Below are 21,295 nucleotides of genomic sequence, written 5' to 3'. Positions count from 1 at the left end.
TGGTCTTCAATCTAGCTGCGTAGATCGACCCATGGCTCTTCATAGTTCGCAGATTCGCTTTGCCACACACGGACCATGGGCGAACGACGCACCATGAGCGTGCCAACAACCAGGTCATGCACCAGTTGTCGACGTGCTGTGAAGAGCCCTGCCAATAGGATGAATGGGGTAAAGAAGGTTATACTGGCCCAACCCACAATAGGGTGCAAAATGGCCAACCAGCCTTCAAGGGGCGCTCGCCGGGTCGGCGTCAGCACAATATCCATCATTTGCATGCCCAAAGTAGCGCGCACTGGGGAGCCGAGCGTTAGCGTATAATATCCAACCCATACGGCAGGCACCAAGATGATGTATCCCAACCACGCGATGCCCAACGTGAGCACGCCAAGTACGCCCAAAATAACAGAAGCAATTACAATTGTGATCGTTACAACGATAACATCAATTACAAAGGCGAGTATGCGGCGCAGCAAAACGCCGTCAAACAATTCCGGTTCTGAATAGGGATCGGGCAAATCGTCTCGCACAAACCAACCAAATGAATTCTTACCCATGATAATGGTCTCCACAGTCTTCGTGCATTTAACATGGCAATAAATGAGTGAATTACAAGGGGAACTTATTGAAAGGCTCGACAGTTTCTTTCGAGGCTGTCAAACTGATCAAGTCAACAAGGAGGGAGAAACATGGATATTGTTAGTTTGTTGGTGCTGCTGCTCATTGGTGCAGTTGCAGGTTGGCTCGCTGGGTTAATCGTTAAAGGCTTTGGCTTTGGGCTCATTGGCAACATTGTTGTTGGTATTTTGGGCGCTGTCATTGCTGGATATTTGCTACCTATGGTGGGAATTGCCATCGGCGGCGGCGTTATCGCCTCGATTATCAATGCTACCATCGGCGCAGTCATACTGCTATTTGTGATCAGCTTGATCAAAAAGGCCTAATCGGCCTTTTCGCTGAATCAAGTGATAAAGAGGAGTGGACCGCCTTTGGCCCACTCTCCCCCCAAATGATAAAGACCCTATCCGTCCAAATTGCTTAAGACCCAGTCCAAACTGCGTTGGAAAACCTCAAGGTCTGGTCCATTCCCGTCTGTCGCTGCGGCAACTGCAAATATGTGGCCGTGGGCATAGTCCACCAAAAGATTGAGCAACACATCATGTGGATCGCCTGCGTTTAGAGCGTGGGTCTCTTTGCGTAATTGTTCAGTAAACGGCTCAAGCTGTGATGTCATGAGCGTCGGGTCTTGTAGGGTCGCCTGCACCAAATGCGCATGCTGCGTTCCAGTCTTCACATATTGCAAAACGAGTTCTCTTAACCGTGCTTTGGGCGATGGCGCTTCCAATGGCTTGTTAAGGTCAGTAAAGGCAAAATCGATCATGGAAAGCAAAAGCTCTCTACGTGTGGACACATGGTAACTGACCGCCATCGCAGTGACACCAAGTTCAGCAGCCAATCGGCGGAAAGAACAAGCGGCCAATCCTTCTGATCGCCCAATACATGTCGCCGTTTCGACAATCTGCGTTTTTGACAGTTTGCTTTGGGATCGGCGTGGACGCCCTCTACTTGTGGCGGTCATGATAAAACCCGATAATGTAAATCCACCAATCCCGAACCGAACGCCTTGCTTTTTTCAAGCTGCAAATCAATATCCTGGGGGAGTGTGTCGAACAGGGGCACGCCGTCGCCAATCAAAATCGGCACGATGGTAATGTGCATGGTGGCGATGTGACCTTCGGCCAAAAACGATCGGACGATTGCCCCGCCATCAATATAAGCGCGTTTGATTTCTCTTGTATTTAGCGCCTTCATCAACGCCGATGGTGATTGATTCAATATCTCAACTTTGTTGGCTAAATGCGCTGGAACATCTGCATCTTTTAGTTGCTGACTGAGCACAATCACGGGCTTGTTGTAGGGCCATTCCTCAAAACTCAACACGGTGCGGAAAGAATTGCTGCCCATAACGATGACATCAATAGACGCGATGAAATCATCGTAGCCGTGATCCTCACCTTCGGTCTTTTGTTTCATCAGCCAATCAAGTTGGTGGTCTTTGCGCGCAACAAAGCCATCGAGGCTCATCGCCATCATCACATGTCCACTGGTCATCCATCACTCCATTATTTATACGGCGTATAAATAATGGTTGATTTGCAATTGGCAAGGCAAAACTGTTTAGGCACAAAAAAAGGGGGCGATGTGCGCCCCCTTGGTATTTTGATTATTGATAGCGTGATTAGCAGCCTATTTTTGCAGGAGCCTTGCCACATCCATCGCAAAGTAGGTCAGAATGCCCGAACAGCCAGCGCGTTTGAACGCGATAAGGCTCTCCATCATTGCCGCTTGTCGATCGAGCGCACCCGCGGCGGCGGCAAATTCAATTTGTGCATATTCGCCTGAGACTTGATAGGCGAATACAGGCACATCAAACTGATCTTTGACTTCTCGCACAATGTCCAAATAGGCCATGCCGGGCTTCACCATGACCCAATCTGCGGCTTCAAGAAGGTCTTGTTCAACCTCGCGCAAAGCTTCAGCCCGATTAAACGGCTCAAGCTGATAGGTCTTTTTATCCCCTTTCAAGCGCGCGCCCGAGCCAACGGCGTCGCGGAATGGGCCATAAAAGGCTGACGCAAACTTTGCCGCATAAGAAAGAAGAATCACATTTTCATATCCCTCATTGTCGAGGGCTTCGCGCAATGCGCCGATACGACCGTCCATCATGTCAGATGGCGCGATAATATCCGCACCTGCTTTTGCCTGATTGAGCGCCTGTTTGATCAAAACCGCAACGCTCTCATCATTCAATATGACCTCACCATCCATCAGCCCGTCATGGCCATGGCTGGTGTAAGGGTCAAGCGCAACGTCAGCGATCAATCCAATGTCGGGCACTTCCGCCTTAATGGCGCGCAAGGCGCGACACATGAGATTGTCCGGATTGTAGCTCTCACGGCCATCTTCGGAGCGACGATCATTTTGGGTGCACGGAAACAGCGCAAGGGAAGGGATGCCCAAATCCCGCGCTTCTTTGGCGGCTTCAACCGCCAAATCAATGCTCAACCGTTCAACGCCTGGCATGGTGGTAATCGACTCGCGCGAGTTCTCGCCATCAAGAATAAAGAGCGGCCAGATCAAATCGCGCACGGTAAGATCAGTTTCTTGCACCATGGCACGGCTCCAAGCAGTTTGCCGCGTACGGCGCATCCGCTTGCCAGCAAGAAAATCAAGGTCTGCTTTTTCACGGTTTTGTTGCGTCATGGTCGCTCCTTGGTCAGTTCATATCGACAAGTGTTACGTCAAAGCATAAATTCAACCAAGGGGCTATATTCGATCCGTGGCATTTTGGCAGAAAAAGCTGCGGCACCTTGCCACTGGCGGATCGGCAGGATATGGGCAGACAAAGCTCAAAGGGGAACTGATTTGGCGTTTTCGGAAAAACCACATTCATTTGCGGCGCGCGTGCTGGCGATTGTCGCGTTGGCGCACGGTCTTTTCGCCATTTTTTATCATTTTGGCGCCACCCGAGATGTGAATGTGCCCGTTGACGCGTTAGGAAATATTGCGTTCGCCATTATCATTTTATGTGCATTGTTGCGATTGCTGGCAGCTGTTGGTTTATGGAGTCTAACCGCCTGGGGCGGTGTTTTACTAATTGTTGCCAATGTTACCGAGCTCGGCGCCGCATTCTGGTCGCCCAAAATCCTCGATTTTTCGCTGCTGGAAATTGCGCTGAGAGTCCTTGTTTTATTGGCCGTTGCGGCACTTTTGATATGGTCCAATTGGAGCCATAAAAAACGCAGTTACTATTTGTAAGGGTTTCTAATTCGTAACCTAAGGTAAGAAGTTAGAAAGCTAAAAATCCTAATTTTATCAGTAACATATTTTTAAGTCTGTATTTTAAACTGATCTTATTTGCTGGCCCGTAGATTAGCCCCATAGACACGAAAAATCGTGCGACCAATAACAGTGAGGCAAAAATGGGTATCAATACAATGAAAGTGCAGGCACATTTGCCTGTCGAAGAAGAAGGTCTAAAACCGCGTTACCTGGAGGCGGTGTCACGCGTTGAGCGTTTGCATCGTCGCCTGCTAGATCTTGTGAAAGATGAATTCGATCGGATGGGCTGGGACGATATCAATCCCGTGCAAGCGATCATGATGTTCAACATTGGCAATTCAGAGCTGACCGCGGGCGAATTGCGCTCACGCGGCTACTATTTGGGCTCCAATGTTTCGTACAACCTGAAAAAGCTGGTTGATACGGGCTACATTTTCCAAAATAAATCAAAAACAGACCGTCGTTCTGTGCGCATCCGCTTGACACCTAAAGGTGAAGAAGTTGCCGAGGTGATCGACGAGCTTTATGACCGTCACTTGAAATCAATTGCAGAAGTGGGCGGCTTGGACGAAAAAGAATTTGAAGGCTTGAACTCAGCATTGGCGCGCTTGGAGCGTTTCTGGGTCGACCAAATTCTGTATAAACTTTAAGCGATTTACGCAAACTGATTGGTCGAATGGGCCGGCGTCGGATTGAACCGACGCCGTTCAACCCAACGACACACTGTTTTTAAAGCATTTTCCGACACGCGCCTGTTACATGATCATTGCAAGGCCGCGTGCCTGCCACTTTTCCAACCTATGTAGATCCGTCGGTTCCACAATGATCCATGGCGCCATCCCACGCATTTTTGCGCCCCAATTGGTGGATAATTTGGGACCAGGGCACTCTCCTTGGTAAGTTTTCATGATTTGAACAAAAAGAAATGAAAAGTGTGAGCGAATCGATTGTTGTGAGCAACCGAGCAACCTGCTATGGGTCTCGCAATAAAAGGGCAGAACATCTTCAACATTTGGGATCGTAAGCATGAATCAACTGAATTGGCTGGCAAAATTGACCTTTACCTTGCGCGCAGGTTGCGGCGCACTCGCTCTTGCTGGTTTGATGGCGGTTCCAAATGTCGCGTTCGCTAATGAAACGGACAATAAAGAAGCTGCACAAGAGGCAATCGATAGTGTTGAGCCCATTCTGTCCTATGAAACATCTTATAATTTGATCGCTGCCATCAAACGTTACGAGCAAATTGTTGCTAACGGTGGTTGGGAAGAAATGACCCGAGGGTCATATGGTCTTGAAAAAGGCGATGATCGCGGCCATGTGCGCGCATTGCGCCGCCGGCTGATCGCTTCAGGTGACCTTGAAGATACGGGCCGCCTTTCATCGGAATTTGATGACGAACTCGATGCCGCTTTGCGCCAGTTTCAGGCGCGGCATGGCCTGCAGCTGACCGGTCTCATCGACCAGGAAACCTATTTGACGCTCAATATTCCTGCTGAAACCAAGTTGGCCCAACTGCGGCTTAATCTTGAGCGGGTCAATCAGGTGGTTGGCGAATTGTCGACCCGCTATATCGTCGTGAACATTCCTGCCGCCAGCATTGAAGCGGTGGAGAATGGTGTTGTTGAACGCCGCCACACGGCAATTGTGGGCCGTATTGACCGTCAAACCCCGATTTTGACGTCAAAAGTGCATGAGATTAACTTCAATCCTTATTGGCATGTGCCCAAAAGCATCATTCGCCGGGACATCATTAAATATATGAACCAAGATCCCGAATACCTCACCAATTATCGGATCAAGATTTATGATGCCAATGGCGAAGAATTAGACCCGCAATCCATCGATTGGTCGACTGAGGAGGCTGTTCAGTATGCCTTCCGCCAAGAGCCAGGCGCGGAAAACTCAATGGGTCATGTGAAAATCAACTTTCACAATCCACACGCCGTTTATTTGCACGATACACCGCAAAAATCACTGTTCGGCCAAAACCGTCGCTTCCATTCGTCTGGCTGCGTGCGGGTCGAAAACGTTGACGAGCTTGTTTCATGGCTCTTGCGCGAAAACGAAACCGACTGGAGCTTGCCTTCAGTTGACGCCGCGTTTGATTCTGGTGAGCGGATGGATGTTGGCTTGGAAAAACCAGTGCCAATCATCACCACCTATATTACCGCTTGGGCAAATCGCGATGGTGTCGTAAGTTTCCGCAACGATATCTACGGATATGATGAAGCGGGCAGAGTGGACTTTGCCAGCAACTAGCTGGAGACATTCCTATGAGAGAGCGCGGCACGCGGCGGCATATGGCGCCAGAACTTGGCGAGGTGCTGTTCGAATTTGTGCAGCTGGGCGGGCAAATGCGCGTCGCGGCAGTACATGCGGAAACAGGCAAAGAAGTCACCATCATCGCGCCTCTTTCCGCAAGTGAATTGCAGATGAAAAATCTGGCGGTGGCAAAATTACGCCGCGCACTTCTCCGCAATTAGTTCTATAGCTTTCGAAAACGCCAAAACTCAGCTTGGATAAAGCCCGGGCCTGTGCTAAGCGATCCCCACCGAAAATCAGATCTCATCCATTCTGGGGACGTTAAATGACTGATATTTTTCCAAATTTCTTTTCCCACTCGCTGGCGCAATCAGACAATGAAATTGCGCAGGCCGTGGCCGCTGAACTCAATCGTCAGCAAACCGAAATCGAACTAATCGCTTCTGAAAACATCGTGTCAAAAGCGGTGATGGAAGCACAAGGTACTGTTCTTACAAACAAATATGCCGAAGGCTATCCCGGTAAACGCTATTATGGTGGTTGCCAGCATGTTGACGTGGTCGAAAATCTGGCCATCGATCGGGCCAAGCAATTGTTCGGCTGTGAATATGTGAACGTACAACCCAATTCAGGCTCTCAGGCCAACCAAGGTGTTTTCCAAGCGCTTATCAAGCCAGGCGACACCATTTTGGGCATGAGCCTTGATGCTGGTGGACACCTGACCCACGGCGCGCGGCCAAACCAATCTGGTAAATGGTTCAATGCCGTGCATTACGGTGTGCGCAAAGAAGATGGCCTGTTGGACATGGATCAAGTGCGCGAATTGGCGAAAGAGCACCAGCCAAAGTTGATCATTGCTGGCTTCTCTGCTTACTCTCGTGTGCTGGACTTTAAAGCCTTCCGCGAAATCGCTGACGAAGTCGGGGCCTATTTCTTGGTGGATATGGCGCACGTGGCCGGCCTTGTGGCTGGTGGGCAATATCCAAGCCCATTCCCGCACGCCCATGTGGCAACAACCACAACGCACAAAACATTGCGCGGGCCACGTGGTGGCATGATCATGACAAACGATGCTGACATTGCCAAAAAGCTGAATTCTGCGATTTTCCCAGGTATTCAGGGTGGGCCATTGATGCATGTGATCGCGGGTAAGGCTGTGGCCTTTGGTGAAGCGTTGACAGATGACTTTAAGAACTACACGAAACAGGTTGTTTTGAATGCTAAAAGTCTTGCCGATGCTTTGATGAAAGGCGGCTTAGATATCGTTTCTGGCGGCACTGATAATCACCTGATGTTGGTGGATCTACGGCCGAAAGGCGTGACCGGCAAAGCGACGGAAGCCTCTTTGGAGCGGGCGCACATCACCTGCAATAAAAACGCTATTCCTTTCGATCCTGAAAAACCGTTTGTGACCTCAGGCATTCGTGTGGGCACACCTGCTGCCACATCGCGCGGCTTTGACGAGGCCGATTTTGCCCGCGTAGGCGAGTTGATCGTGCAAGTGGTTGATGGGCTTTCCCAAAATGGGGAAGATGGCAATGCTGACGTGGAAGCGGCAGTACGCGAAGAAGTGAAAAAGCTCACGAGCGCTCACCCAATCTACTCATAATAAGGGGACCAAATGCGCTGTCCTTACTGCGGAAATCAAGACACACAAGTCAAAGATTCCCGGCCAACAGAAGACTATAATTCAATCCGCCGCCGCCGGGTCTGTTCCGGCTGCGGCGGGCGCTTCACCACGTTTGAACGCGTGCAATTGCGCGACATTATGGTGGCGAAAAAGTCTGGCCGTAAGGTGCCATTTGACCGCGAAAAATTGGCGCGTTCGATCAACACTGCTTTGCGTAAACGCGAAGTGGATGCCGAGCGCGTTGAACGCCTGATTTCAGGCGTTGTCCGGCGGCTGGAAAGTCTGGGCGAGAGCGAGGTCACGTCCGAGACCATTGGTCATCTGGTGATGGATGGTCTCAAGGAACTGGATGATGTGGCCTTTGTGCGCTTTGCATCAGTCTATAAGAACTTCTCCCGGGCCGACGACTTCAAGGCATTCTTGTCTACGCTGAATGAAGCTGATGAGCCGCCTGCGGACGAGAGCGAGACATAATAAGTCTGCATTTGGGCATTTGAAGCCACAAACAAACCCCGTTTAAACTTTTTTGTCGCATTGTGCGCTATGGTCTGGTATGCGCAAGCGTTAAACACGCCTGCATGTAAATGTGCGCGATAGACCCATTTCCCGATCCCGGAAGAGTTGATGAGCAGTTCTAAATCATCCCAAGACAATAAACCCAAAGCCGCTCTCAAAAAAGCCAACCAGCGCGGCGCGGCTCGCCTTGCGGCTGTGCAAGCGCTTTATCAGATGGATGTGGGGCGGACGTCGCTGGACCATACTTTGTCGCAATTCATGACCTTTTATATGGGGCAGGAAATTGAAGGTGACGAATATCTACCGGCGGACAAGAACTATTTCAAATTGATCGTAGAAGGTGTGTCCAAGCACCAGCTGCAGATCGATCCAATGATCGACGGCTCGTTGCTCGAAGGGTGGCCCGTTCACCGCATCGACAGCACCTTGCGCGCCATCCTGCGGGGTGCGACGTTTGAGCTGCTGCACAAAAAAGATATTCCTGCCAAAGTGATCATCACCGAATATGTAGATATTGCCCGGGCCTTTTTCGAAGGCGATGAGGCGCGCATCGTCAATGGTGTGCTGGACAATATCGCCCACCAAACACGCAAGGACGAGTTTACGTCCAAATAATCTGGAGCCATGGCCATGACCGTCGACGCTGAACCTCGGACCCATAAACATGTGGGCCGCAATATTAGTTTGTTGTCGATGACGCAAGCGATTGTCGGTTCAAACCAGGCCATCATTATGGCGATCGGCGCGCTCACTGCCGCTTCATTGGCTCCTGCCAAATCGATGGCTACTCTACCAACAACCTTCATGATTCTGGGCTTGGCACTCACCGCCGCACCTGCAACCAAAATCATCTATGCCCTAGGTCGCCGACGTGGCTTTATGCTCGGCGCAGCAATCGGCATGGTCGCTGGCATTGTCGCCGGTCTTGCTGTGTATCTGAGTTCATTTTGGCTCTTTGCTGCGGCATTGGCCATCGTGGGGTCCTCGGCAGCATTCGGCCAGCAAATTCGATTTGCCATTGCCGACAGTGTACCTGAGCCCATGCAGGCCAAGGCGATTTCTTGGGTGCTGCTGGGGGGCGTTGCGGCTGGCTTCTTGGGCCCGCGCTTGTCTTACATCACCAAAGATTGGGTTGGCGGCGTCGAGTTTACAGGATCGTTTCTCATCATTGCCGTCCTGTCCGCTATTGGCGTCTTGATTCTCAGCCAAACCAAGCTGGCGCCTGTGCGCCGAAAGCAAACCGGGGAGGCTGCGGGCCGAACCGCGCGCGAATTGATCCGTGTGCCAGAAATCTTCATCCCGCTGGCTACGGGTATGGCATCTTACGCGCTCATGACATTCGTGATGGTAGCCGCGCCGTTGGCCATGGTTCATGTGTGTGGGCACTCGCCAGAGGCGGCCACAAACACGATCCAGTGGCACATTATTGCAATGTTCCTGCCCAGCTTGGTCACGGGCCACATTATTTCGCGCATCGGCACTCACGCCGTTGTGGGCATCGGCATGTTGTTGATTCTTGGCTGTGCGTTGATCAATCTCAATGGCACCAGCACGCTCCATTTTGATTTGGCTTTGGTGCTGCTTGGCGTGGGGTGGAACTTTGGCTTTATCGGCTCCACAACCATGTTGGCGAAAGCCTATCGGCCTGAGGAAGCCTCAACAGCGCAGGCGCTCAACGAGCCATTGGTGTTTGGCACCATGGCTGTGGCTTCAATCAGCTCTGGCTTTCTATTGGAAAATATCGGCTGGGAATCGATCAACGTGATGGTTCTGCCGATTGCCACTGCGGCCTTGGCGCTGCTGGCGTGGGGCGATTACCGTCTACGGCAAGCCAAGCGGGCATAAAAAAAGGGGGCGGAAATCGCCCCCTCATCAAACCATCAATTTAGAATGATAGTGAACCAAGCAATTGCTGCAGGAACGAGCGATCTTGGCCAAAGCCCGGTGTGCGGCGCGATACAACATCGACGACCTTACCATCTTCAAGGCCGTAAACCGCCTTGTCTGTCACGCGATCTTTTTTGTCGAAATATACAGCCAAAACGGTGCGTGATTTGACGGAAGTGAGGCCAAATGCCGTCTTTTCGACTTTGGTTTCCACATAATAATAAGCTTGTTCATCGCCAAAAGTGTTGGTGGTTTGGGGTGAACCCAACACAAACTCAACCAATTCTTTGGAGACGCCAGGGCGCACTTGCTCAAGACTGTCCTCAGGAATGTCATAGCCTTGGGTGCGTTGCTGTGTGAGGCAGCCGGACAGGCCAACTGTAACAAAAACAACAAACAATATGGAAAGAAAACGATTTGCAGAACGCAGGACCATCATATAATTGGCTTTCTGTGACAATCTCGATTAACTAGTCTAAACACGAAGTGAGTACGTAACACTGTTTAGCTGGCATATGCCCGACTTGGCAAGCCAACAAACATCAATGATACTCAACAACAGCTTTGCGGCATAAAACGACGAAAAGAAGATGATTTTCAACCCCTTTCGTAAAAACCCACATGCTGATGCTGCCTATGCGGTTTATAATGCCATTGTGGCGCAATCTCGGCATCCTGACTTTTATTTGCACTACGGCATCCACGATAATGTAACCGGGCGGTTCGATATGATCGCCTTGCACCTGTCTTTGGTTTTCCACCGTTTGCATGAAGAGGATGAGCAGACCAGACAATTTGCGCAAACACTTTTCGATCTTTTCTTTAAGGACATGGACCGCTCCTTGCGCGAAATGGGAGTGGGCGATTTGACCGTGCCGAAAAAGGTCAAGAAAATGTCAGAGCTGTTCTACGGGTTGCTTGGTGCAATCAAAGATCATTTTGATTCCAAAGATGTTGAGGGGCTAACCCAAGCGCTGTCGCGCAACCTTTTTGATCCAGAAGACCCGGAAAACGCCAAGATTTTGGCGCACTATTGCTTTGGGCAGCTGGATCATTTAGACCCGCAAGGTCAAATTGACAAAGGAACGCTCAATCTATTGTCGCCAAATGATGCAATTCAGGCTGGCGGCGGGCAAGGTTAAACATTATGGCGGCGCAAAATCTAAACGAAATGCTCGATCTTGAGGTGCGGCTCTCTGAAGTGCCAAGGGACGGGCGTGACTATGACTTTGAGGCGGATGACGCCATCAAAGAATTGTTGGTTGAAGAAACCAAGCTCAGCAGCGTTGAAGCCTTTAAAGGCAAAATCACCGTGCGGCCCTTTCGCGGCGGCTACCAGGCCACAGGGCAAGGCACTGCTATTGTCGAGCAGGCATGTGTGGTGACGCTTGAACCCGTGAAAGAGGATGTTACGCTGGACTTTGAGCGTATCTACATGCCCGGCAAGCCGCCAGTTGTGGACGTGCCGCCAAATGCCGAAGTGTTCGTTAATCTCGATAGCGAGCCAGATCAGGATTGGTTCGAAGGCGACTATATCGATTTGGCCCCAATGGTGGTGGAAACCCTGCTGCTGTCGCTTAATCCTTACCCGCGCAAAGAGGATGCGGAACTTGCCGATATCCAAGACGATGATGACGACTCAAATGAGTCTCCTTTTGCCGCGCTCGCGGCGCTAAAGGACAAGAAATAAAGTCATTTTTCGTGAAAATAACTTGTGTCATGGCCTGTCTTGGATAAGCTGCGGCATAACGGAGTGCGAATAAAGAGAATAATGTCAGATTCAATCATCATTTCCGTTGATGCCATGGGCGGCGACAATGGGCCCGAAATCGTGGTGGAGGGCGCAGCCCTTGCGCTGATCGAGCGCCCCAAGGCAAAATTCATTTTCCATGGGCGTGAAGATGAGCTGAAACCGCTTTTGGCAAAATACGACAAGCTGCAAAGCGCCTCTGAAATTCGCCATTGCGACAATGTCATATCCATGGACGATAAACCTTCCCAAGCCTTGCGAAAGGGGCGGGGAAAGTCGTCCATGTGGAACGCCCTGCAATCTGTCAAAGACGGTGAGGCACAGGCCGCCATTTCAGGCGGCAACACGGGCGCCTTAATGGCAATGGCCACCTTTTGCTTGCGACCGATGGAGGGCATTTCACGTCCGGCATTGGCGGCGTTATGGCCGACATTGCGCAGCGAAAGCGTTGTGCTTGATGTTGGCGCCACTGTTGGCGCCGACGAGCAGCAATTAATCGATTTTTCCATTTTGGGGGCGGCCATGGCGCGCGCCTTGTTCGACGTTGACCAGCCCAGCATCGGCTTGCTCAATGTCGGGGTGGAAGAGGTCAAAGGCCTGGAAGCCGTAAAAGACGCCTCCAAGCAATTGCATGCCCATTCGGGCCAAGGCTTCAAATATCATGGCTTTGTTGAAGGCGATGATTTGGGCAAGGGCACCGTGGATGTGGTGGTCACTGAAGGGTTTACCGGCAATATTGCGCTGAAAACAGCAGAAGGCACAGCACGGCAGGTCGCAAGCTATTTGCGCACCGCGCTCAGCCAAAGCTGGCTTTCAAAAATTGGCGCACTGCTGGCCATGGGGGCGATGCGGACCTTGCGGTCCAAGATGGACCCGCGCACCGCAAACGGCGCTGTGTTTTTGGGCGTGAACGGCATTGTGATCAAAAGCCATGGCGGCACAGATGAAATCGGCTTTAAGAGCGCGCTGGGCTTGACCTATGAAATGGCGCATAACCAATTGATCAAGAAGATCGGCGAGGGGCTGCAGGAATATGCCGCCTATGATGCGGATCAAGCAGATGATGATGCTGATCAAGAAAACGATGAAAATAAAAACAACGAGGTAGGTTCAGCGTGACCAATTTGAAAACGATTGTGCGTGGCGTGGGCCATTATTTGCCAGAGCGGATTGTCACCAATGATGAATTGGCTCAGCGTGTGAACACATCCGACGAGTGGATCACCCAGCGAACCGGCATCAAGCAACGCCATGTGGCCGGGGATGATGAATTTACCTCGGACCTTGCCACCAAGGCGGGTTTGAAAGCGATTGAAGCTGCAGGTTTGACGCCACAGGACATCGATTTGATCGTGTTGGCAACCACCACGCCTGACCGCACATTCCCCGCTGCCGCAACAACTGTTCAACGCAATCTCGGCATCACACACGGTGCCGCATTCGATATTCAGGCGGTTTGCTCCGGCTTTGTCTTTGCAGTTGCCACAGCCGATAGCCATTTGAAAAATGGATTGGGCAAGCGGGCGCTGGTGATCGGCGCGGAAACATTTTCGCGGCTATTGGATTGGGAAGACCGCACCACCTGTGTATTGTTCGGCGATGGTGCCGGCGCCATGGTGCTTGAAGCTGTCCCCGAGGACCAGGAAGACGGACGCGGCGTTCTGTCGTCTTCACTACGTTCTGATGGCAACCATTGGGAAAAGCTTTATGTGGATGGCGGCCCGTCATCTACAGGAACCGTCGGGTTTGTGCGAATGCAAGGCCGCGAAGTGTTTCGCCATGCTGTCGGCATGATTTCGGATGTGGTGGAAGAGGCCTTTGCGAAGGCTGGCAAGACGGTGGATGAGCTAGATTGGTTCGTGCCGCACCAAGCCAACCGTCGCATTATTGATGGCGCGGGCAAAAAACTGAAAATTCCGGCCGAAAAAGTTGTGGTCACTGTGGATAAGCACGCCAACACGTCGGCTGCATCAGTGCCGATGGCGCTTAGCGTGGCTGTGGACGACGGACGGATCAAGCAGGGCGATCTTGTCATGATTGAGGCCATGGGCGGCGGGTTTACCTGGGCTGCGTCCCTTATTCGGTGGTAATTGAGTAAAACTCATACATTGACCGATACAAAACGTGGTTCTATGCTCATAGAACTATTGATCTTTTTTGCGGGGAAGTCATGAGCGGAAAAACGTTAACGCGAGCTGACCTAAGTGAGGCTGTGTACCAGCAAGTGGGTCTCTCACGGGCGGAATCAGCCGATTTGGTTGAGCGCGTATTGGAACTGATGAGTGATTCTTTGGTGGAAGGTGAGAGCGTTAAGTTGTCATCATTCGGCTCATTTTTGGTGCGATCGAAAAACGAACGCGTAGGCCGAAACCCGAAAACGGGCGAAGAAGTGCCGATTTTGCCGCGCCGTGTATTGGTTTTTAAGCCCAGTAATGTGCTAAAATCCAAAATCAACAAATCTATGCTGTCCAGCAAGAAATAAGTGATTAGCGAGGGATCAATTGCAGAAGTCGCCAGACGCTTTTCGAACCATTTCAGAAGCTGCTGACGAGCTTGATCTCCCGCAGCATGTTTTACGCTTTTGGGAAACGCGCTTTAAGCAGATTAAGCCGTTAAAACGCGGCGGTGGGCGCCGCTATTATCGCCCAGATGATGTGCAGCTTTTAAGCGGCATCCGCTATTTGCTCTATGATGAAGGTTTCACCATCAAGGGCGTTCAAAAAATCCTCAAAGAACATGGCGCACGCCATGTGATTGCCATCGGCGAAAAGGGCGCCATCGAACCCGTTGCACCTGTTGGTGCACTCACGAATGGCGATGGGGCAGATCAAGAGAATCAAGACGTTCAAAATGGGCATCAAGCCGATGCCAGACCCGACATGTCGAGTGAAATCACGGTCAATGAAGCCATTGAAATTGCAAAGAAGGCAGGGGTGACGGACACCTATTCACGTGCGCGCTTGAATGAAGCGTTGACCGAATTGCTGGAATGCAAGCGCATCTTGGAGGATGCAGTGAAATCCAAGTCAGAGTGAAATCTGAGTAGATATAATGATGTTAGGCTCTGCTGGACTTCCAGCAGGGCCTTTATTTTGGGAAGAGCATAAGATGAAAAGACGCGGCGGTTGTTTTTGTGGTGTGGTGCAATATGAGCTGAATGGCGATGTTTATGGTGCACGATCATGTCATTGCTCTCGCTGTCGAAAAGCATTTAGCGCCCAAGCCAATTCTTACGCGGTGATCACACCCGGCAGTCTCAAATGGTTGAGCGGTGAGGACAACCTCAAGAAATACCCAGAAGAGGGTCATGAAGGCCGCCTATTTTGCTCAACCTGTGGCTCTAGCCTTTGTGGCGTGGTTGATGGCGAAATCCACGGCATCACACTTGGCTGCTTGGACGATGATCATGATATTGAAATCAAAGCACATATCTTTGTAGGGTCAAAAGCATCATGGGAAGTGATGCCTGAAAATGTGCCCCAATTTGATAAATTCCCCGATGATATCGAAATCCTGACAAAGCCCTAATCTCGCGGCGTCTCGAGAAGCTCCCATGTGCTGGACGCATGATGGGGAACTTACGCTTTCGCTCAAGCAGCGGTGCTCGTCCGATAATGGACTTCATGCATCGCCGCCAGTTTCGCCAAAATGCGATCGAGCTTCTTATATTCATCCGGGGTGATATAGGGCAGGGCAATATAAGAGATTTCGCGGCCATCAGCCATTAGGGAAAGGCCTAAACATAACGGACTGAACGCCAAGCCACGGCTGGGATGGGTGAGGCAAAGCTCATCAATCTCATGCCATCGGGTTGCGGAATTGAGAAATTCACCAGTGCCGCAAATGCCGTCTGCATTTATGTAAACCGGAAAAGTGATCGCCTCATTGTTAAACTGGCGAAACCAAAAATATGCCAGCGCTGCAAACAGGCCAACAAAGATGACCGCCGCGATCACGAAATGCGATAAACGCTGAATTTCAGACAGTCCGGCCAGGAAAAACACGCCGACAAAAATTGCCGATAAAGCAATAAACCAGTCCCAACGGAATTGGTATTCGCGCCATGGGATATAAATCGCGCAAGACGCTTCATCAAATACAGCTAGTTTGGCATTTTCGGCTTTTAGCCGCGCAAAAAACGTCACAATAAGAGCCGACGTTAAACAAAAATGGCTTTAAAAATGGTCGGAGCGGCAGGATTTGAACCTACGACCCTCTGTCCCCCAGACAGATGCGCTACCAGGCTGCGCTACGCCCCGACATGGCGCAATGTCTAACCAAGTTTTTGAGTTGGCGCAAGCCAAAGGCGCTTGGCCAGTCAAATTTTTTAGTATTGCGCCGATGAAAATTTCATTTTGGTGTTTTTACATTTATGCGTTATGCCCACACCCCAAGTGGGAAGGGCATTATGCACGATCAGATTGAGCAAACCGGAATCAGCGCCAACAAATTGGCGGCGGCTTTGGCCCTTTGGCCTGCGTGGCAGCGCGCTGATTTTCAGCTGATCAACCACACAGAGAACGCGACTTTTTTGCTGACGCTCCCGGACGGCAAAAAATCGGTGCTGCGTGTGCACCGCTATGGCTATAATAGCGCAGCGGCAATTCAGTCTGAACTGGCGTGGATGCAAGCGCTACGCCGCGACAAAGGCATGTTTACGCCCACGCCCATCCCCGGCGCGAACAGCGCCGTCCTGCAATCGGCCCCCGTAAACACTAATACTGAAGTTCCCGCTCAGTTTATGGTGCTGTTTGAATTTGAAAGGGGCCGTGAGCCTAGCGAGCATGACGATCTGCAACATTCGTTTGAAGAGCTAGGACAGCTGGCGGCAAAGGCGCATCAACACGTGCAAAGCTGGACACCGCCGGACGGATTTGAACGGCTGCAATGGACGGAAAACACAATTCTTGATCCGGACGGATTGTGGGGCGATTGGCGCAAAGCGCCGCTTATGGACGCGCACCGAGCGGTTTATCAGCAACTGGACCAAACGCTTCGCCAACGGCTCATAGCGTTCGGTAAATCAAATGCACGCTACGGCCTGATTCATGCAGACATGCGGTTGGCCAATCTGTTGATTGACGGGGACCAAACCAAGTTGATCGATTTCGACGATTGCGGCTATTGCTGGTATCTTTACGACTTCGCCGCCGCAATCTCGTTCATCGAAGATAGCCCAAAGGTGCCGCAATTGCGGGATGCCTGGTTGAAGGGCTACCGTGAAATTCATGCGCTTTCAAAAGAAGATGAAGCCGAGTTAGAGACGATGATTATGCTGCGGCGCATGGCGCTCACCGCCTGGATTGGGTCGCACATTTCATCGCCGTTTGCCGCCGAAATGGCTAAGGATTTTGTGCCGCGCGGTGTGCCACTCATTGAGAACTATCTGGCGACCCACGGCTGACTACGGCAGGTAACGTTCCTTGCGGGGCGGGCCGACTTTGTCATAACCTGAGGTGACCCCCCAAATGACACCCATAACCAAAAAATAGTGCCGCCAATGGTCAACATCGATAATCGCCGCCTCGATGCTGAGGGGGATAAAGGTCGCCAAGGCCGGGATCAGCAGCAAGCGGTTGGGCGAAGCGATGGCCATGCAGCGAATGCCGCGATTAAGTGTCATCAACACCATCCAAACAAACGCCATGCCGCCGAACCAGCCATAATCCAGAAACACCTTGAGATAGGTGTTATGTGGCTCTTCAGTGATGCGCATAGACGAAAACTGTGATGGGCCGGTGCCCAATGGCGTTTGCAACGCGAGGGCATAGCCCCAGGCCTGACGTCCAAACCGACCGGTTTCACCCCCATCATAGCTTTGCACCAGCGCAAAACGCTGCACGAAGAGTTCCTGAACTTCAGGGATGGATAAAAGGCCGAGCAATGCGATGAACAAACCAATCGTGCCCAGAATGGCCAAAACAATCATGCGTAGTTTTTCACGTGCAGTGGCTTCGAGCAGAAAATTGAACAGGAAGACCAAGCCCGCTGTCACAACCAAATGTCCCCACGCACCGCGTGAAAAGGAAACAAAAATTCCCACGAACAGGATGAGAAAGAAGATGCTGTTCACCAGCATGTCTTTGGGTTTGCCCAAAAGAATGCGCTGAAACACATAGGCTGTGGGCAGCATCAAAAACGGACCATAAACGTTGGGGTCATTGAACATGGCCTTGGCGCGGCCGAACCGCAGAAAAATGTCGCCGCCAGGCAAAATGCCAAGATATGCGGTTGTCCCCAAAATGGCGCTCAACAATGCAGCGAACAAATACGCCTTGTTGATCGTGCGCATGCGCCGCCAGGGGTTTTCGCTAACATAGTTGGCGATGAAATAGCCTGTCAGCATCAAGAACAGCGTGACCGTGGTGAAAATCAACGCTTCCATAAGCGTGCCATATTTGATTTGCGTCACGGCGATATAGGCAGGTGGGATAAAGCAAAGAATGGCGATCAACAGATTGTTGGTGCGCCAATGCATTTTCATCCCGCCAACGATGGCAAGTGCGAACACCGCGAAAAACAAAAGCTCATAGGGCGCGGGCTCAAACAGAACGAAAAAGCCACTCCCGATCCAAATGGGCACCAAAAACCGCATCGCAGCATGTGCCAAAAGGGGCACGCCGCGATCGGTGGTGTCATTTGAAAGAGGTGTGGTGATGCTCATGCCATTCCACCTGAGACGCGAGAGGCGCCTTAATAGGCGCCTTCACTTTTGCTGACCAAAGAAATCGGCGTCATGAACAGGATATAGATATCCATAAAAATCGACCAGTTTTCGATATAGTGCAGATCGTGGCTCACCCGCTGCAGCAGCTTCTCGGTGGTATCGGTTTCACCGCGCCAGCCATGTATTTGCGCCCAACCTGTAATCCCAGGTTTCACCCGATGTCGGGCGAAATAACCATCCACGGCGTCATGATAAAGCTCATTGGCGGCTTTTGCCTGCAACGCATGGGGGCGAGGGCCGCAAATAGACAACTCACCGCGCAACACGTTGAGAAATTGCGGCAACTCGTCAAGTGAAGTCTTGCGGATAAACCGTCCAACCTTTGTTACGCGCGGATCATCTTTGGTGACCAGCTTTGACGCTTTTGCGTCCGACATATCCGTATACATCGACCGGAATTTATAAACCTCGATCAGCTCGTTATTAAACCCGTGACGCTTTTGTTTGAAAAAGACGGGGCCCTTGCTGTCGAGCTTGATCATGATGGCCGTAATCAACATAACGGGCGAGAACAGCAGCAGCGCAAACAAAGCGACGCTCTTGTCAAAAATCCATTTGACCACGAGGTTCCAGTCCGAAATCGGACGGTCAGCCATGTCGAAAACAGGCACATCACCCAAAAACGAATAAGCACGATTTTTGAATTTCAGTTTGCTCATGTGCGCGGAAAGGCGGATATCCACCGGAAGAACCCACAGTTGCTTCACCATGTGCAAAACGCGCGCCTCAGCAGATACAGGCAGCGACACGATGATGAGATCGACGCGTGTTTGGCGGGCGAACTCCAACAAATCGGCAACCTTGCCCAGTTTCGGGCAATCGGCCACAATATCAGGAGAGCGTTTGTCGGCCCGGTCATCAAACATGCCAAGAAGTTCGATGTCGTTCACGGCGGTCTGGCGGATGCTTTCGATCAAAAACTCTGCTTCATGTCCGCCACCGACAATCACCGTGCGGCGCTTGAGCCGGCCTTGCCCGGTCCATTCCATTACCTTTTCACGCACAAAATAGCGGAACACAACGATTGTGAGTGCACCCAGGCCAAACCAACTCACCAGCCAAACGCGTGAGAAATATTCGCCCAACTTGACCAAAAACAGCCCCACCAGCACAAGGCCCAGTGTGGCTGACCAAGCGCCAAAGGCGCGGCTGGTTTGGATGATCCGGGTACGATAAACGCTAATCTCGTGCGAGTTGGCGATGTTGAACGCAAACAATGAAATCAACAAAGAGATGCCGATCAGCGCTGCATAATGGCTGAATTCTTCATTGCCGACATAGACAAAATAGATGATGAAACCCAGTAGGCCAAGCAAAGCGGTTTCAATGGCCTGCACTGTCCCCACAATCACCATGCTGGAAATGGCGGGCTCAACTGGCGCATCAGCAATTTTTTGTGCGAGCGCCGTCAATTTTTTATCGCCATTTCCGCGATTATTGCCCACATATTCAGCAACGACACGCTTTGGATCTATTCGAAACATATTATTCCCCAAACCTCTACTGTCGCGAAATATAGGGGAGGAGAGTGAAAACCGAGTGAAAGCAGAGGGTTAATAATCTATTGAGCAGATTCGTATTGTGCGAGAATTGACGAAACCATCTGGCTGGTCACAAACTCTTGGTGCACATGCTCAAATAGGCGCCGATCGGCAGGCTGCTCCTGGGCTGAGCGCGCCAACGCTTCACTCATTTTTTCCAACAGCGCATTGGAATCAGCTGCCGGGATAAGCTCATCGGCGCAAGGGCCGTAAATCTCTGGAATACCGCCAACATTTGTCGCAATAACATGTTTGCCGGCCGCGATCGCTTCCATCACGATATAGGGCAGCGATTCTTTAAGTGAGGGCACAATGACGTTTTCTGCGTGCGCAAATCCTTGAACAGCAGGCTTGGCACCTGCAAAGGTCACATTGGCCGCAATGCCCAGTTCGCGTGCTTGGGTCTCAAACATTTCGCGGTGCGGTCCATCACCAATCATCAGCAACCGTAACTCTTTGTCCGTGCGCGTACATAGCGTGGCAAAGGCCTCCAGCAGATAGGCGATGCCCTTCAAGTCGCGCAATTCACCAACGAATACGAAATCAAAAGAATTGTCGCTGGGAATTGGCGTAAATTCAGCTTCGTCCAAGCCGTTGTGAATAACAACACCGCGGGTGCCCACGTCAGCAATGGCTCTATTGTATGTTTTTTGCGCGTAGGCGCTTTCAAAAATGATTTTGGTGCTGGCGCGAACCAGCAGCTTTTCCAGGCGATGAAACACGAAACCGGCGGGCGACCGACTGGAAAAATGCAACGCGCCGCCATGGGGCGTATAGAACGCATTTGCGTTTAATCCCAGGGCACCTAACCGGGCGTGAAATCCGCCTTTTGCGCCGTGTCCATGCACAATGTCGATGTCGAGTGCCCGTACCAGTCCGCGTATTTTGAACGGCGTAGTCAGATCAGCGGCACCAAACAACCGCGGAATGGGCATTTCGTGGATGCCGAGCTGCGCATGGGGGGCCAGAGCGGCCAGCTTCTCATCGGTTTGAGAGTCTTTTGAAAGCTCATCAACAACAATGGCCACTTCGTGACCTGCGGCATCAAGGCCTTTGGTTAAGTCACTGACATGGCGAAATAATCCGCCAACAGGCGCCCGTAAAATCTGAAGGATCTTCACGACAACTATCGACCTTTGTTG

The 21,295-nt window shown here is 51.3% G+C and carries 26 protein-coding genes and 1 tRNA gene; 17 read left to right on the top strand and 10 right to left on the bottom strand.

Translation table 11 applies throughout. The annotated features are described in order from the left end of the window. Positions 1-11: 11 nt before the first annotated feature. Entirely contained in the window at positions 12-554 is a 543-nt protein-coding gene (locus tag G549_RS20385) for an RDD family protein (protein WP_156905559.1), read from the bottom strand. Between the two features lie 132 nt (positions 555-686). Between G549_RS20385 and G549_RS0113595 the strand changes: the two genes are divergently transcribed. Beyond that, complete coding sequence (locus G549_RS0113595) at positions 687-941, top strand: GlsB/YeaQ/YmgE family stress response membrane protein (RefSeq protein WP_027835479.1); 255 nt, start codon at positions 687-689, stop codon at positions 939-941. Positions 942-1,018: 77 nt separating this feature from the next. On the opposite strand, the gene G549_RS20380 is transcribed toward G549_RS0113595, so the two are convergent. The 3 genes from G549_RS20380 to hemB form a co-directional block, all read right to left on the bottom strand. Further along, positions 1,019-1,408, bottom strand: a complete 390-nt coding sequence (locus G549_RS20380; protein ID WP_156905558.1) for a hypothetical protein — start codon at positions 1,406-1,408, stop codon at positions 1,019-1,021. Positions 1,409-1,572: 164 nt separating this feature from the next. After that, a complete protein-coding gene (locus tag G549_RS0113585; RefSeq protein ID WP_027835477.1) occupies positions 1,573-2,109 on the bottom strand; it encodes a dihydrofolate reductase family protein in 537 nt (178 codons plus the stop codon). 135 nt (positions 2,110-2,244) lie between these two features. Then, positions 2,245-3,261 (bottom strand): porphobilinogen synthase, encoded by a 1,017-nt coding sequence (gene hemB, locus G549_RS0113580; protein ID WP_051213835.1) that lies wholly within the window; start codon positions 3,259-3,261, stop codon positions 2,245-2,247. Positions 3,262-3,345: 84 nt separating this feature from the next. On the opposite strand from hemB, the gene G549_RS0113570 reads away from it, so the two are divergent. The 8 genes from G549_RS0113570 (at position 3,346) to G549_RS0113530 (ending at position 10,093) form a co-directional block, all read left to right on the top strand. Next, positions 3,346-3,816, top strand: a complete 471-nt coding sequence (locus G549_RS0113570) for a DUF6163 family protein (protein ID WP_156905557.1) — start codon at positions 3,346-3,348, stop codon at positions 3,814-3,816. Positions 3,817-3,980: 164 nt separating this feature from the next. Beyond that, positions 3,981-4,490 (top strand): transcriptional regulator LdtR, encoded by a 510-nt coding sequence (gene ldtR, locus G549_RS0113565; protein ID WP_036222650.1) that lies wholly within the window; start codon positions 3,981-3,983, stop codon positions 4,488-4,490. 376 nt (positions 4,491-4,866) lie between these two features. After that, positions 4,867-6,099 (top strand): L,D-transpeptidase family protein, encoded by a 1,233-nt coding sequence (locus G549_RS20375; RefSeq protein WP_036222646.1) that lies wholly within the window; start codon positions 4,867-4,869, stop codon positions 6,097-6,099. A 14-nt stretch (positions 6,100-6,113) separates the two neighbouring features. Continuing rightward, on the top strand, positions 6,114-6,323 hold the full coding sequence (locus G549_RS0113550; RefSeq protein ID WP_027835472.1) for a DUF6898 family protein: 210 nt from the start codon (positions 6,114-6,116) through the stop codon (positions 6,321-6,323). Positions 6,324-6,427: 104 nt separating this feature from the next. Continuing rightward, positions 6,428-7,711: a serine hydroxymethyltransferase gene (gene glyA, locus G549_RS0113545; protein ID WP_027835471.1), complete on the top strand. Its 1,284-nt coding sequence runs from the start codon at positions 6,428-6,430 to the stop codon at positions 7,709-7,711. Between the two features lie 12 nt (positions 7,712-7,723). Then, complete coding sequence (gene nrdR / locus G549_RS0113540) at positions 7,724-8,206, top strand: transcriptional regulator NrdR (RefSeq protein WP_027835470.1); 483 nt, start codon at positions 7,724-7,726, stop codon at positions 8,204-8,206. A 150-nt stretch (positions 8,207-8,356) separates the two neighbouring features. After that, positions 8,357-8,863 carry a transcription antitermination factor NusB gene (gene nusB / locus G549_RS0113535; RefSeq protein WP_027835469.1) on the top strand — a complete coding sequence of 169 codons (507 nt, stop codon included), beginning with the start codon at positions 8,357-8,359 and terminating at the stop codon, positions 8,861-8,863. Between the two features lie 15 nt (positions 8,864-8,878). Next, entirely contained in the window at positions 8,879-10,093 is a 1,215-nt protein-coding gene (locus G549_RS0113530; protein WP_027835468.1) for an MFS transporter, read from the top strand. 40 nt (positions 10,094-10,133) lie between these two features. Here the strand turns inward: G549_RS0113530 and G549_RS0113525 are convergent, their stop codons facing one another. Further along, positions 10,134-10,571 (bottom strand): outer membrane protein assembly factor BamE, encoded by a 438-nt coding sequence (locus G549_RS0113525; protein ID WP_027835467.1) that lies wholly within the window; start codon positions 10,569-10,571, stop codon positions 10,134-10,136. Between the two features lie 154 nt (positions 10,572-10,725). Here G549_RS0113525 and G549_RS20370 point away from each other — a divergent pair, with 154 nt between their 5' ends. The 7 genes from G549_RS20370 (at position 10,726) to G549_RS0113490 (ending at position 15,413) form a co-directional block, all read left to right on the top strand. Then, positions 10,726-11,277 carry a ubiquinol-cytochrome C chaperone family protein gene (locus G549_RS20370; RefSeq protein WP_051213831.1) on the top strand — a complete coding sequence of 184 codons (552 nt, stop codon included), beginning with the start codon at positions 10,726-10,728 and terminating at the stop codon, positions 11,275-11,277. Between the two features lie 5 nt (positions 11,278-11,282). Further along, positions 11,283-11,825, top strand: coding sequence for a YceD family protein (locus G549_RS20365; RefSeq protein ID WP_051213829.1), 543 nt, complete (start codon positions 11,283-11,285; stop codon positions 11,823-11,825). Positions 11,826-11,906: 81 nt separating this feature from the next. Then, entirely contained in the window at positions 11,907-13,004 is a 1,098-nt protein-coding gene (gene plsX / locus G549_RS0113510; protein WP_027835466.1) for a phosphate acyltransferase PlsX, read from the top strand. Further along, positions 13,001-13,975, top strand: a complete 975-nt coding sequence (locus tag G549_RS0113505) for a beta-ketoacyl-ACP synthase III (RefSeq protein WP_027835465.1) — start codon at positions 13,001-13,003, stop codon at positions 13,973-13,975. Before plsX ends, G549_RS0113505 begins: the two co-directional genes overlap by 4 nt. Before the next feature lie 80 nt (positions 13,976-14,055). Further along, positions 14,056-14,367 (top strand): integration host factor subunit alpha, encoded by a 312-nt coding sequence (locus tag G549_RS0113500; RefSeq protein ID WP_027835464.1) that lies wholly within the window; start codon positions 14,056-14,058, stop codon positions 14,365-14,367. A 19-nt stretch (positions 14,368-14,386) separates the two neighbouring features. Then, positions 14,387-14,920: a MerR family transcriptional regulator gene (locus tag G549_RS0113495; protein ID WP_027835463.1), complete on the top strand. Its 534-nt coding sequence runs from the start codon at positions 14,387-14,389 to the stop codon at positions 14,918-14,920. Between the two features lie 73 nt (positions 14,921-14,993). After that, positions 14,994-15,413 carry a GFA family protein gene (locus G549_RS0113490; RefSeq protein ID WP_027835462.1) on the top strand — a complete coding sequence of 140 codons (420 nt, stop codon included), beginning with the start codon at positions 14,994-14,996 and terminating at the stop codon, positions 15,411-15,413. Positions 15,414-15,475: 62 nt separating this feature from the next. Here the strand turns inward: G549_RS0113490 and G549_RS0113485 are convergent, their stop codons facing one another. Continuing rightward, a complete protein-coding gene (locus G549_RS0113485) occupies positions 15,476-16,030 on the bottom strand; it encodes a hypothetical protein (RefSeq protein WP_027835461.1) in 555 nt (184 codons plus the stop codon). A 37-nt stretch (positions 16,031-16,067) separates the two neighbouring features. Continuing rightward, positions 16,068-16,144, bottom strand: a tRNA-Pro gene (locus tag G549_RS0113480). A 149-nt stretch (positions 16,145-16,293) separates the two neighbouring features. Between G549_RS0113480 and G549_RS0113475 the strand changes: the two genes are divergently transcribed. Continuing rightward, on the top strand, positions 16,294-17,289 hold the full coding sequence (locus G549_RS0113475) for a phosphotransferase enzyme family protein (protein ID WP_036222640.1): 996 nt from the start codon (positions 16,294-16,296) through the stop codon (positions 17,287-17,289). Here G549_RS0113475 and G549_RS20360 read toward each other — a convergent pair whose 3' ends face one another. The 3 genes from G549_RS20360 to G549_RS0113460 all read right to left on the bottom strand — a co-directional run bounded on the left by G549_RS20360 (position 17,290) and on the right by G549_RS0113460 (position 21,274). Then, positions 17,290-18,549: an O-antigen ligase family protein gene (locus G549_RS20360; RefSeq protein ID WP_051213827.1), complete on the bottom strand. Its 1,260-nt coding sequence runs from the start codon at positions 18,547-18,549 to the stop codon at positions 17,290-17,292. A gap of 29 nt (positions 18,550-18,578) precedes the next feature. Next, complete coding sequence (locus G549_RS0113465) at positions 18,579-20,096, bottom strand: undecaprenyl-phosphate glucose phosphotransferase (protein ID WP_027835459.1); 1,518 nt, start codon at positions 20,094-20,096, stop codon at positions 18,579-18,581. 77 nt (positions 20,097-20,173) lie between these two features. Continuing rightward, positions 20,174-21,274 (bottom strand): glycosyltransferase, encoded by a 1,101-nt coding sequence (locus tag G549_RS0113460; protein ID WP_027835458.1) that lies wholly within the window; start codon positions 21,272-21,274, stop codon positions 20,174-20,176. Positions 21,275-21,295: the final 21 nt, after the last annotated feature.

It is taken from the genome of Maritalea myrionectae DSM 19524 (assembly GCF_000423365.1).
GTDB lineage: Bacteria > Pseudomonadota > Alphaproteobacteria > Rhizobiales > Devosiaceae > Maritalea > Maritalea myrionectae.
This window is presented reverse-complemented; position numbering and strand designations above follow the sequence as displayed.

Coding starts and splice junctions, on each gene's coding strand:
- G549_RS0113530 (WP_027835468.1), top strand. CDS start 8,879: ATGACCGTCGACGCTGAACCTCGGACCCATAAACATGTGGGCCGCAAT.
- nusB (WP_027835469.1), top strand. CDS start 8,357: ATGAGCAGTTCTAAATCATCCCAAGACAATAAACCCAAAGCCGCTCTC.
- G549_RS20375 (WP_036222646.1), top strand. CDS start 4,867: ATGAATCAACTGAATTGGCTGGCAAAATTGACCTTTACCTTGCGCGCA.
- G549_RS0113550 (WP_027835472.1), top strand. CDS start 6,114: ATGAGAGAGCGCGGCACGCGGCGGCATATGGCGCCAGAACTTGGCGAG.
- G549_RS0113465 (WP_027835459.1), bottom strand. CDS start 20,096: ATGTTTCGAATAGATCCAAAGCGTGTCGTTGCTGAATATGTGGGCAAT.
- G549_RS20385 (WP_156905559.1), bottom strand. CDS start 554: ATGGGTAAGAATTCATTTGGTTGGTTTGTGCGAGACGATTTGCCCGAT.
- G549_RS0113525 (WP_027835467.1), bottom strand. CDS start 10,571: ATGGTCCTGCGTTCTGCAAATCGTTTTCTTTCCATATTGTTTGTTGTT.
- G549_RS0113595 (WP_027835479.1), top strand. CDS start 687: ATGGATATTGTTAGTTTGTTGGTGCTGCTGCTCATTGGTGCAGTTGCA.
- hemB (WP_051213835.1), bottom strand. CDS start 3,261: ATGACGCAACAAAACCGTGAAAAAGCAGACCTTGATTTTCTTGCTGGC.
- G549_RS20370 (WP_051213831.1), top strand. CDS start 10,726: ATGATTTTCAACCCCTTTCGTAAAAACCCACATGCTGATGCTGCCTAT.
- nrdR (WP_027835470.1), top strand. CDS start 7,724: ATGCGCTGTCCTTACTGCGGAAATCAAGACACACAAGTCAAAGATTCC.
- G549_RS0113475 (WP_036222640.1), top strand. CDS start 16,294: ATGCACGATCAGATTGAGCAAACCGGAATCAGCGCCAACAAATTGGCG.
- plsX (WP_027835466.1), top strand. CDS start 11,907: ATGTCAGATTCAATCATCATTTCCGTTGATGCCATGGGCGGCGACAAT.
- G549_RS20360 (WP_051213827.1), bottom strand. CDS start 18,549: ATGAGCATCACCACACCTCTTTCAAATGACACCACCGATCGCGGCGTG.
- G549_RS0113500 (WP_027835464.1), top strand. CDS start 14,056: ATGAGCGGAAAAACGTTAACGCGAGCTGACCTAAGTGAGGCTGTGTAC.
- G549_RS20365 (WP_051213829.1), top strand. CDS start 11,283: ATGGCGGCGCAAAATCTAAACGAAATGCTCGATCTTGAGGTGCGGCTC.
- G549_RS0113585 (WP_027835477.1), bottom strand. CDS start 2,109: ATGACCAGTGGACATGTGATGATGGCGATGAGCCTCGATGGCTTTGTT.
- glyA (WP_027835471.1), top strand. CDS start 6,428: ATGACTGATATTTTTCCAAATTTCTTTTCCCACTCGCTGGCGCAATCA.
- ldtR (WP_036222650.1), top strand. CDS start 3,981: ATGGGTATCAATACAATGAAAGTGCAGGCACATTTGCCTGTCGAAGAA.
- G549_RS0113490 (WP_027835462.1), top strand. CDS start 14,994: ATGAAAAGACGCGGCGGTTGTTTTTGTGGTGTGGTGCAATATGAGCTG.